This window comes from Shewanella sp. DW31 (assembly GCF_015767295.1).
Classification (GTDB): Bacteria; Pseudomonadota; Gammaproteobacteria; order Enterobacterales; family Shewanellaceae; genus Shewanella; species Shewanella oncorhynchi.
Genome location: NZ_JADWMP020000012.1, coordinates 63444 through 75184 on the forward strand (window position 1 = coordinate 63444; position 11741 = coordinate 75184).

Here is an 11741-nt window from a genome sequence, read left to right on the forward strand (position 1 = left end):
ATCAGACTTTTGCTTTCTCATTTAAATGGCTGGTTCGGATACGCTAATGCTCCATCAAAATTTGTGTCTGACTGATGGACTGCGTCTGCAACAGTGCAAGCAGTTGCATCAAAGGTTCCACTGGCGCGGCTTTGTCGGCGGCAATGACAACCGTCGCCTTCGGCATAGTCTGAAAATGTGCAGTAAATTCAGTGGTAAAAGTGGCTAAGTCATCAAACTCTTTGCCATCAATAGCCCAATAAGGCGCTGTTGCCATGATATTGATGGCAATTGTTTGTTTGTTGTCGATTGCCGTGATAGCTGAGCTTGGGCTTTGTGGCACATCTACCGGCAAACTCAATAATTGGCTATTTGCCGTCAGCAGTAAAAACACCAGCACGATAAAAATAATGTCGATTAACGCGGTTAAATCTAGGCTCGGAAGTTGCTCAGGTGAAGCAATGCCAGCCTGCGATAAGAATGGTTTATCTGCACTTATCATGTCTGTGGCTCAATTTGAGAATGGGGCTTGGATGCCAATTTTTGCTCGACGCTAGTTTTACTGACTCGGGTGAATGCATGGTAATGATTGGCATCAATTGAAATATCTTCGATACCCGCTAACCAGAGATTGAGTTGATTGAGCACATGCCCAGCGCGCAGGCATTGGCCTTGAGCCCAGATCCCAAAAAGATGGGCGGCGGTAATGGCGGGCACGGCGATCATGAGTCCGGCAGCTGTGGTGTTCATCGCAAGGCCCAGTCCAGCACTGAGTTGTGCTGGCGTGACAGGGCCTTGTGATTGCCCGAGTTGGGCAAACATTTCGATGAGTCCCAATACTGTGCCGAGCAAACCGAGTAGTGGACTAATGATGCCAATCACTTGTAAAACTTTGAGTCCGGCTTGCAAGTCGCGTTGTTGCTTATTCAGCCACAGACTGAGTAATTCTTCCCTTAGCACTTTTGGCTGGTGGACTTGTTTGAGTAACAAGGTCGCGCCACGGGCGAGTAAATCTTGCTGTGCGCTGGTTTGCGCTAGCAGCGCGCTGACGTTTTCAGTGGTCGCCGCTGAGCTTGATTGACGCAATGCTTTTACCCAGGCCTGTTTTTGGGGCCAGATTGACAGCAGAGTTTGATGCAAAAACAAGGCGCTACGTTCAAGGCAGATCATCAAAGCTAAAAAAGCACATAACAACAAGGGCCAAGTGAGCACGCCGAGTTGAGTCTGTAGGGTTGAAAAATCAGTTACGGGCATTAAGCCTCTCCAATCGATTGAAAAAGTAGTTTTATATGTAAGTTAGTAAAACAAAAATCAGGCTAGTTGTGCGGTGGCTAACACTCCACGGGCTAACTTTTCAGTGGCAACATTGGGCCTGTTAGTTGAGCGCGAAGCGAATAGGCACTCTGACCTTATAATGACTCGCTAGCCTTTGCGCTGGCGCCGCAAATTGCCAGTTTTCAACTGCATCTAACGCGGCTTGATCTAACAGACTGAACCCTGAGCTTTTTACTAACGTCAGTGCCAGTTGCTCACCAAGTTCGTTAAACATCACTTCTATGGTTGCGGTTCCTTCTAGCCCTTTTTTACGCGCTATCTTTGGATAAGTCGGTTGCGGTGGCGCTGCAGCGAACAGCGGTTTGGCTAATTCCACTATGTTAGTTTGGGCACTGTCAGTTGTTACACTGGCTACATTTGGGGTCGCTTTTGCATCAACTTCGGCTGCGTTAGTGATTAAATCCATTTGTGCAGTTTTGGGTTCTGTTTGTTGTTCAACTTGTTCGAGTCGCTTATGTGCTAAAGCACTTGGGTTTAAAGCGCTTGAATTTAAAGCACTTGGTTCTAAAGCGTTCGTCGCTAAAGGAGCAGTATCCGGAAGATTGTTAGCCGTGGGTTTTGTTGCTGAAGATTTTTTGGCGAGTTGGCTATCAATTCGTTGATCAGCTTTAGTTTTCGGGATAACCGCCTTATCGACAGATTCTGCTGTTGATACTTTTTGCGCTGTACTGTTTTTTTGCACTGTACTGTTCACAGTGGCTACTTTGGCGTCTGTTTGCTTGATGGGCTCTGCACTCGTGTTGCTTGTAGCGCTAGTCGCGGTAGAAAAATTAAGGGTGACAGTATTCGCGCTGGGAGTGAGTGATGCTTGGTTTACGCTCGATGATTGGGCGCTTGGCTGCATAGTCATAGCGGGTTGGGAGGCGATAACACCCGTCTGGATGGCAACCGTTAACGCGCCAAAGGCAAGATATCGTTTTGGTGTCACAGCAACCTCTTTTTCCAATGAAAGCCATTTTCCTAATTAAGATATCTCAATATAAACAAGATCGCAAATGATAATGATTTGCATTTGATCTATTTTATTATCTCAGGTAGAGTGCCTGCAATAGCTCGAATGAGCGCTTAAAAAAGCAGCTAAACCGACAATTTATCCTACTTTATGGGTACTGATTGCCTTGGGCTCGATCTGGAAGGGGTTCAATCTCGAAAGAGCCAAATCTGGAATGGAGCATCTGGAACAGACTCAATCTCGAAAGGATTGACGTCTGGAAGAGAGTCTAGGCTCAGTAATAAATTGTACGGAAACAGCTGAATATCACTTGAGGATGAAGAGATGAAAAAAAAGCCGTTAGTGATCGCCATGGCGATAGCACTGAGTGGTACGGCCCTAAGTTTTACGTTAGCGGCAGAGGAAAGTGTTAAGCCCGTTGTTCAACAGGATGCGAATAAAAAACTGGTCACGACTGAATTTGATGAAGTATTGGTGAGTGCAACACGCATCAGTGAAAAAGCCTCCGAAACCAGCCGTAGCGTGGTAGTGATGGATGAAGAGCAACTTACGGTCGCCCAAGCATCATCAGTTGCCAATGCCCTTAAAAATGAGGCGAATATTACGTTGACTAATGGCCCAAGAGCTTCATCTCAAGGGGTTGAAATCCGTGGTTTAAGTGGCGATCGTGTGTTGCAAACAATTGACGGTGCAAGACAAAATACCAGCTCTGGTCACAGAGGGTCCTACTTTATGGACCCTGAGTTGCTCAAATCCATCGAAGTGCTGCGCGGCCCTGCCAGTAGCTTGTGGGGCAGTGGTGCCCTCGGTGGCGTCGTAGCGCAGAATACTAAGTCGGCACAAGATTTTTTAGCACCAGACGAGACCTTTGGTGGTTATTTCAAACAAGGTTATGAGACCAATGGCTCCCGCACTAAAACCAGTGGCGCTATTTATGGTCAACAAGACAGCATCGATTGGTTACTCAATGGTTCCTATTACGATTCAAACAATATAAAAACCGGTAATGACGAAACTCTAAACAACAGTGCATCCCAAGGCAGCAGTGGTTTAGCTAAATTCGGTTGGCAAGCCGACGAGGCATCACGGTTAGAGTTATCTGCAAGAGCCAGCAAAAACAATGAATTAGTACCGAGCAATCCTTCTGCTGCGGTGAGTAGTTCAGTGCCTTTGGTGCGCCGCAAGACTGACGATCAAAACCTCACCCTAAACTACAGTCTCAATCCTGCTAATAACCCGTATCTGGATACTAAGATGCAAGTGTATTGGAACAGTACCGACTACGATGAAGACCGTATTACGAAAGGTCAGCAAGACAGTACTGAGTTCCGCACTGTGGGGATTAACCTTAATAACAGTTCGCGTTTAGGCAATACTCTGTTGACCTACGGGGTCGATGGTTTTCGCGATACCATAGAAACGACGCGTGATGATTCGGGCCAAGTGGGCCAGCGTCCAGAGAATATCGATGGCGAAACCACAGTATGGGGCGCTTTTACGCGGGCAGATATTGAGTTGACTAAGACGTTAAATCTTGATGCGGGTCTGCGTTATGACAGCTTTAAAAATGACAGCCATAATCTCAACTTATCCTCAGATGACAATGAGTTATCACCATCGCTTGGCTTGGTGTGGCAGACTCAGCCTTGGCTGACCTTAAGCGCCCGTTACGATCAAGCCTTCCGCGCACCTACGGTAGAGGAAATGTTCTCCAGCGGCACCCATTATTGTATCCCGCCAATCCCCGGATTTTTACCCCAAGGTTTATGTAACACCTTCGCGGTGAATTCGGATCTAAAAGCAGAGACTGCGCGCAATAAAGAAATCAAAGCGGACTTACGTTTCAGTGAGTTAGCGGGTGATGATGAACTGGCGCTAACGTTTAACGTTTTCCGTAACGATGTGGACGATTTTATCGTGCAGCAAGTGTCTAATCCTTGGCGTGGCATTCCTGGATTCGAGCAAACGACCTCATGGAATAACGTTGAAGATGCACGTTTAACCGGTTTTGAAATTAGCGGTCGTTACCGTATTGGCCAAACTCGCTTAGCGATGAATTACGGCCAAACCCATGGCGAAGATCGTCAAACGGGCGATGACATAGAAGGTATACCCGCCAATAAGTTCAATGTCGATTTATCCCAAGGCATTATGGAAGGCGACATGAAACTCGGTACTCGCGTCACTTATGTGGCGACTCAGTCGAATACGCCTGACGGCTTTAAAGTGGCGAAATACGACGATTACACCCTATGGGATGTGTATGTTGCGTGGGAGCCGACTATGGGCGCGATGGCGGGTGTGAGAGTGGATTTCGCAATCGAAAATATCGGTGATGAGAAGTATCAACAAGCGTGGCAAACCTTGTATCAACCAGGTCGTAATATGAAGTTATCGGCGCGCTATATGTTCTAAGCCACTCAATAGTCACTACCGATGGAGACATTAAAATGAAGATGACACTCGATACCGAGCTCGATGTCACGCCAGATTTAAGCTCTGAGCAACGTCAGCTAAGTGAGCAACAGGCGCAATTGCGACAACGATTTGAACAACAAGCTGATTTAATGCCAGCACAGCTCGCCAGTGAATTAGGCATTGCCGAGCTCGAAGTGGTTGCTGCATTGCCGCCCGAACAAGTGGTGTTTGTTCCGTTAACTCAGCTCGATACCTTACTGCAAGCCTTACCCGAATGGGGAAAGTTAACCACTATTGTGATGTTATCTGGCAGCGTATTTGAATTTAAAGGGGATTTCCCCGAGGGAAAATACGCCCACGGTTATTACAACCTCTACAGCAAGGGGGACGGTTTGCATGGTCATCTCAAATTAGATGCTATGCGCGGCATCGCCTTGATCAGCAGACCTTTTAGAGGCAGCGAGAGCCATTCGATTAACTTTTTCGGCAGTGAGGGTGAGGTGGTGTTCAAAGTGTATTTAGGCCGTGATAAACAAAGAGCACTGTTTCCTGAGCAAGTTCGCCAATTTAAAGCGCTCGCGACTGCCTTTGCCTCGGTGTAATCACACCTCTGAATTGAGCATTAACAAAAATATTAAGGAAAACAGTAAATGAAGCCTGAAATTACCGAACAAGAACAGCGTTTAAGAGACAAACTCTTACCCGAAATCGAAGCCTTTAAACAGCAGCGCGAGACCTTACAACTGGCCACCATTGGTACAGATGGCCAGCCGAATGCGAGCTATGCGCCCTTCGCACTGGCCGATGATGGTTTTTATATTTTGGTGAGTGACTTAGCCCGTCACGGTCATAATTTAAAGCACTCATCTAAGGTCTCTGTGATGTTAGTTGAAGACGAAACTGCGGCCAAATCGGTTTTTGCCCGCAAGCGTTTAACCTTCGATGCGATTGCCGAGGCAGTGCCCCGCGATACGCCCGCCTTCAGCAAAGGTGTTGGTGTGTTATCGGCACGTTTTGGCGAAATGTCCGATAACCTTGCGGCGTTAACCGATTTTAACTTATATAAGCTCGCGCCCCATCAGGGTCTTTACGTCAAAGGTTTTGGCCAAGCATTTAGCCTGAGCGGCGCAGAGTTGTTAGATGTGGATTGGAAGCGCGATGGCCACCACGGCACGCCAAAAACGCCGGAAAACAAGCAAGTCGCTTAAGCCGCGTCAAGCTATTGTAATAAAACAAACCCGCACTCGCTGCGGGTTTGTTTTATGCTTTTCTTTTGAGTAAAACCACACAGCCCTTGAATTCCACTGCAAGAGGTAGCATCTCACTTATATGCTTTAAGTCATGCTGCGCGGTTAACGGCTGCAGATGATCCCATTCATGCTGATGTTATATTTGAATTGCCTTACCTACCTCAAGGATGCCACCCGTGACCGAGCCGACAGCCGAACTAGCCAAATCATCTGAACCCATTAAAGCGGGGGCTGAGCCATTGCCCGAAAAGTTAATTCCAGTCACGTCTACAACAAGCGCTGATACATCAAAGGCTAAATGGACCTCGGCGCAGCAAAGATCGGTATTGCCTTGGATTATGGGTTTTCTTAAACCCTACAAACTGAAAGTTGTCGCGGCGATTATCTGCTTGATGATAGGGTCACTCGCTTGGCTATCATTAGGCCAAGGTGTGCGCTTAATGGTTGATGAAGGCTTTGTGCGTGACAATGCGCAGCGGCTGAATGAAATCATACTGTTAGTGCTCGGAATTACCGCCGTCAGTGGCACAGCGGTGTTTTGCCGCTTCTACTTGATGACTTGGCTTGGCGAGCGGGTCAGCGCCGATATTCGTCTCACTGTTTACAATCAACTGCTTAAACTTTCTCCCGCCTTTTACGCTAAGGTACGCACTGGTGAAGTGATCTCCCGTTTTACCGCCGATTCTACTTTGTTACAAACTGTGGTGGGTTCGAGTCTTTCCATGGCGCTGCGCTCTAGCGTAACTGTGCTTGGTGGTTTAGTCATGATGGGTATCACTAGCGTTAAGATGACATTGCTGGTGTTGTTGGCGGTGCCCTTAGTGTTAGGGCCGGTGATCTTTTTTGGTCGCAAAGTCCGTACGCTGGCGCGAGAAAGCCAAGATAGGGTTGCTGATCTCGGCGCTTATGTGGATGAAACACTTCATGAAATTCATACGGTACAAGCCTATGGGCATGAAGATAAAGACCGTAGCTTGTTCAATCGCCGCGTCGAAGATGTCATGTCTGCGGCCAGTGGCCGGATCCGTTACCGTGCCTTATTGATCTCAACCGTGATGTTTTTAAGTATCGCCGCAATTGCTATGGTGACTTGGGTCGGTGCCCACGATGTGATGGCGGGTAAGATGACGGGCGGTGAGTTATCTGCCTTTATGTTTTACGCTGTGATGGTTGCGGGCGCAGTGGCGACCATTAGCGAAGTGATAGGCGAAATTCAGCGGGCTTCTGGCGCCGCCGAACGTTTAATCGAACTGGCTGAAACGCAAGTGGATATTCCCGTTGCAACTCATCCTGTGAGTTTGCCCGCCAAGGTCAGTGGCGAGTTAATGATTGAAGGACTCAATTTTGCCTATCCAGAGCATGATGCCTTAGTGCTAAAACAGCTCAATATGGCTATTGCCGCGGGTGAGCGGGTCGCCTTAGTCGGGCCAAGTGGCGCGGGTAAAAGTACCTTGTTCCAGTTATTGCAACGCTTTTATGTGCCTAGCGCTGGCAGTATTCGACTGGAAGGTATTGATATTGCCAATCTTCTGCCACAGGAGTTGCGGTCGCAGTTTGCTCTAGTGCCGCAGGACTCGGTGATTTTTGCGACTAGCGTACTTGAAAACGTGCGTTATGGTCGAGTCGATGCCACCGAGCAAGAAGTGATAGATGCCTGTATTGCGGCCCGTGCCCACGAGTTTATTAGCGAGTTTACTGAAGGTTATCAAACCTATTTAGGTGAGCGTGGTGTGCGGCTTTCTGGTGGACAAAAACAACGTATTGCCATTGCGCGGGCGATTTTAGCCGACAGACCGATATTGTTACTTGATGAAGCGACCAGCGCTTTAGATGCGGTAAGCGAGCAGAAAGTGAAGCAAGCGCTGGATGTATTGATGGCGGGTAAAACGACTTTGATTATTGCTCACCGTCTATCGACAGTAATCAATGCCGATAGGATTTTTGTGTTTGATAAGGGCGAGATTGTCGCCTGCGGTCGCCACCAAGAGTTGATGCAATCTAATGCGTTATATCGTGAATTTGCCAGTCTGCAATTGTTAACCGAAGAGGCCAATGCCAGCGCCTTGAATGAGACCGTGTAGGTAAAATAAAACCCAGTCGCTAGCTAAAACGCTTAAGCTAGCTCACTGGGTCTTTTATTGTGTTTTTGTTTCTTAGCTTTGCCTTTAAATGCGGTTTTTAAGCTTTATCTTTTAGCTCGCGGCGCAGAATTTTGCCGACGGTACTTTTAGGTAATTGCGCCATAAATTCAATGACTTTTGGCAATTTATAGGCGGTTAACTGCTCGCGGCAATAGGTTAGAATAGCCTCTTTAGCCTGTTGATGATCTTGGCTATCATCCTTAAGCACGATAAAGGCTTTAACCGCTTCGCCCGAGTGTTCATCTTTTACTCCCACCACGGCGCATTCGATCACATTAGGGTGGCTCGCTAGGACGTTTTCCACTTCGTTGGGATAGACATTAAAACCTGAGACTATGATCATATCTTTTTTACGATCAACTATTTGGTGGAAACCTTCTGCTGTTGCTATGGCAATATCCCCAGTTTTAAAGAAGCCCTCTTGAGTCATGGCATTAGCGGTTTCCTGCGGATTATTCCAATATCCCCGCATGACTTGTGGGCCGCGTGCGGCTAATTCTCCGGCCTTACCTAAGGGCACTTCAATGTCGTTTTCATCTAAGAGTTTAACCTCAGTGCCAATCACAGGTTTACCAATAGTACCTAGTTTTTGATAACCGGGTGCATTGAGTGAAATCACCGGCGAAGTTTCAGATAGCCCATAACCTTCACTGATCATGTTGCCTGTCGTCTGTTGCCAAATGTTGGCCGCAGCGGCCGTCAGTGCTGTGCCGCCCGAGATGGTGATTTTTAAATGGCTAAAATCGAGTGCTTTAAACTCGGGTTGATGGCATAGGGCGACAAACAGAGTATTGAGTCCTGCAAATCCAGTGAAGGGATATTTGGCGAGTGTCTTAATTAAGCCGTTAATATCCCGTGGATTTGGAATTAATACCGAGCAGCCGCCACACTCGAAATACAGCACTAAGTTCACCATAAACGCATAAATATGGTAAATCGGTAGCGGTGCAACGAAGATATCTTCCCCTTCGGTGATCACGCTCGCGATGCGGGATTTTACCTGCGCCGCATTAGCGAGCATATTGCCGTGGGTCAACATGGCACCTTTAGATAATCCAGTGGTGCCGCCCGTATATTGCAACGCCGAGAGGTCGTCGAGATTTGAGATAAATCGGCTAAAGGGGAGTTCTGCGCCTTGTTTTAAAATTTGGCAAAACTCCACATTCTTCAGGCCTGTCTTAGGCTGTACGTGCGGATCGATCAAATCTAAAGGGTGGGTTGAAATGACATATTCTATTTTGGTGCTGTCGATGACTTTGGCTAAGGTCGGTAATAGATCGGATAACACCACGATCGCTTTGGCACCAGAATCATTGAACTGATGGATGAGCTCACGCTCGGTATATAGGGGATTAGTGTTAACTAAGATAAGCCCAGCCCTGATTGCGCCGTAGGCCGCGATGACAAATTGGGTGATATTAGGCAATTGAATGGCGATGCGATCGCCCGGTTTGAGTGTGGTCTTATTTTGTAAATAGGCGGCAAAGTAACGAGAATCGCGTTCTATCTCGTTAAAACTGCTGGTTTTACCGAGACAGGCATAGGCGGGTTTATCACCGTAACGCAGGCTGGTTTTCTCGATCAGATCGACCAGTGATGAGTAGTTTAGTTTGAGTTGAGAGTCTTGATCGTATGCCATGCTGAACTACCTCAAAGATGATGTTTAGTTGTTATTATTTTGGAGTTAAACAGGTGTTTAGATTAGAGGGTGTTAGCACTAGAGGTCAATGCTTATCGCGAAAAACATCTTTATGCCAATAACGGTATCTTTATGTAACAAATAGTATTTTTACTCTAAAGCTGAGTGCTTAACTATAGCTTAGTTATCTTAGAATCTTAGTTATCTAATGAACCACAAAACCTAAATAAGAGTTGAAGGAAAGATAATTTAAAATTTGTAACCGTTATGTTTCTAAGGATTGAGATTGAATGTGCTCAATTTGCTTTGTCTATGCGCCGTTTAACGGGGAAATTTTCAGCTTTGTAGGTGTTTGAGGTTTGATTCCGATGTATGAGACGTTAAAGATCAGGTTGTCATTTGGGGATGAATTTCTGCCTTTAAATGGCGCTTGAGTTGATTCCTCAAGCGCCGATTGGGTAGTTAATTTGATGATGACCAATGTTACGGTAACTCATATTAAGCGCTAAAAGCCCAGTGCTAGGGACTGAAGAATCCGGTTTCTTGGCTTACTTGTTGTGTTGGCTGTTTAACATCCGTCACCGAGAATTGGATAATTTTGCGCCCCGAGGGGATGGCATCCTTATCGGCTAATACAGTGACGGGATAGTCCACTTGTTCACCTGCTGCCAAGGTAATAATAGGATCGGCAATCAAGCTAAAGGGCATTTCACTGTCGACGGCGAGTTGATACTGCTTAGTATCTTGCGTCTTGTTGCGGATCTTCAACTGATAGGTATTTTCAACTTTATTATCCGAGGTTTCACGGTACAAGCTTTGACGATCACGGATCACGTTAAGCTGGATCTCGCTGCGGCTATTTAAGTCTAACCCTATGACGATAAACATGATAATGACCGCTGCACCGTAGCCTAAGAAACGCGGCGAGCGCCAATAGGAGTAATTTACTCCCTTAAGATCATTTTCACTCATATAGCCGATAAGATTCTGCTTGTAATCGAACTTCAACATAGTCTCATTACAGGCATCGACACAGGCGCCGCAGTTGATGCACTCATATTGCAAGCCGTTACGAATATCTATCCCTGTTGGGCAAACTTCGACACACAAATTACAGTCAACACAGTCACCTAAAGTATGGTCATCTTGATTGTTCTCTTGTTTACGTTTGCGAGGGCCACGGGCTTCACCGCGCTGTGCATCATAGGTCACGGTTTTAGTGTTGGCATCGAACATCACAGCTTGGAAACGTGAATAGGGGCAGCAATGTAAGCACATTTGCTCGCGCATCCAGCCCGCATTGAGATAAGTACAAATGGCGAAAAACCACACCCAGCTTGTCACCCAGAAGCTGGCATTACCTGTCAAGATGTCCGCATAAAGTTCGCGGGCGGGAATAAAATAACCGATAAAACCACAGCCAGTGAGCAGAGCTGTTAGACCCCAAAGTAAGTGTTTTGCACTTCTTTTACCGATTTTACTGCTAGACCAAGGGGCTTTGTCGAGCTGCTTACGTTTATTATTGCTGCCTTCGATGCGCGTTTCTATCCACACATAGATAAAGGTCCACGCCGTTTGTGGGCAAAGGTAACCGCACCAAACACGGCCCCAAAATACTGTAATGAAAAACAGACCGAAGGCGGCAGCGATAAAAATCCATGCCAGCAAGGTAAAGTCCTGTGGCCAGAGCGTGATACCAAAGAAAAAAAACTGTTGTTGGCTGATATCTAACAGTATTGCTTGGCGGCCATCAATAGAGATAAACGGCAGGGCGAAAAACATCACGATCAATAGGCTATTCATCATGGTTCGCAGGCGCTGAAAATCACCTTTTTGCTCACGGAAATGGATATTGCCAGAGGGGAGACGACTCTTTGCTGCGGTTTCAGTAGAGAGATTTTTAACCGGAATGTGTAGCTCTACTGAGGCAGGTTTCGCGCCCACACTCTTATTTACACTTGGAGAATTTGGGGTAACTTCGCTCTTGGGCATAAAGGGTCCTAACGGCTTAAATAAGATTCGCCTCC

At 46.8% G+C, this 11741-nt stretch carries 9 protein-coding genes; 4 read left to right on the plus strand and 5 right to left on the minus strand.

From position 1 onward, the window contains the following. Window positions 1-43: 43 nt before the first annotated feature. From GWI56_RS11710 to GWI56_RS11720, 3 genes are all read right to left on the minus strand, one after another. Complete coding sequence (locus GWI56_RS11710; protein WP_028761550.1) at window positions 44-481, minus strand: biopolymer transporter ExbD; 438 nt, start codon at window positions 479-481, stop codon at window positions 44-46. Then, entirely contained in the window at window positions 478-1233 is a 756-nt protein-coding gene (locus tag GWI56_RS11715) for a MotA/TolQ/ExbB proton channel family protein (RefSeq protein WP_198572976.1), read from the minus strand. The genes GWI56_RS11710 and GWI56_RS11715 overlap by 4 nt, the downstream gene beginning before the upstream one ends. A gap of 121 nt (window positions 1234-1354) precedes the next feature. Next, window positions 1355-2242, minus strand: a complete 888-nt coding sequence (locus GWI56_RS11720) for an energy transducer TonB (RefSeq protein ID WP_198572977.1) — start codon at window positions 2240-2242, stop codon at window positions 1355-1357. Between the two features lie 348 nt (window positions 2243-2590). Between GWI56_RS11720 and GWI56_RS11725 the strand changes: the two genes are divergently transcribed. The 4 genes from GWI56_RS11725 to GWI56_RS11740 all read left to right on the plus strand — a co-directional run bounded on the left by GWI56_RS11725 (window position 2591) and on the right by GWI56_RS11740 (window position 8015). After that, window positions 2591-4681, plus strand: coding sequence for a TonB-dependent hemoglobin/transferrin/lactoferrin family receptor (locus GWI56_RS11725; protein ID WP_198572978.1), 2091 nt, complete (start codon window positions 2591-2593; stop codon window positions 4679-4681). A gap of 35 nt (window positions 4682-4716) precedes the next feature. Beyond that, window positions 4717-5286 carry a heme utilization cystosolic carrier protein HutX gene (gene hutX, locus GWI56_RS11730; RefSeq protein WP_198572979.1) on the plus strand — a complete coding sequence of 190 codons (570 nt, stop codon included), beginning with the start codon at window positions 4717-4719 and terminating at the stop codon, window positions 5284-5286. Between the two features lie 48 nt (window positions 5287-5334). Beyond that, complete coding sequence (gene hutZ / locus GWI56_RS11735) at window positions 5335-5892, plus strand: heme utilization protein HutZ (RefSeq protein WP_028761546.1); 558 nt, start codon at window positions 5335-5337, stop codon at window positions 5890-5892. A 218-nt stretch (window positions 5893-6110) separates the two neighbouring features. Next, on the plus strand, window positions 6111-8015 hold the full coding sequence (locus tag GWI56_RS11740) for an ABC transporter transmembrane domain-containing protein (protein ID WP_198572980.1): 1905 nt from the start codon (window positions 6111-6113) through the stop codon (window positions 8013-8015). A gap of 97 nt (window positions 8016-8112) precedes the next feature. On the opposite strand, the gene GWI56_RS11745 is transcribed toward GWI56_RS11740, so the two are convergent. Next, window positions 8113-9714, minus strand: coding sequence for an AMP-binding protein (locus GWI56_RS11745; RefSeq protein ID WP_198572981.1), 1602 nt, complete (start codon window positions 9712-9714; stop codon window positions 8113-8115). Window positions 9715-10233: 519 nt separating this feature from the next. Further along, window positions 10234-11706: a cytochrome c oxidase accessory protein CcoG gene (gene ccoG, locus GWI56_RS11750; protein WP_198572982.1), complete on the minus strand. Its 1473-nt coding sequence runs from the start codon at window positions 11704-11706 to the stop codon at window positions 10234-10236. Window positions 11707-11741 lie beyond the last annotated feature (35 nt).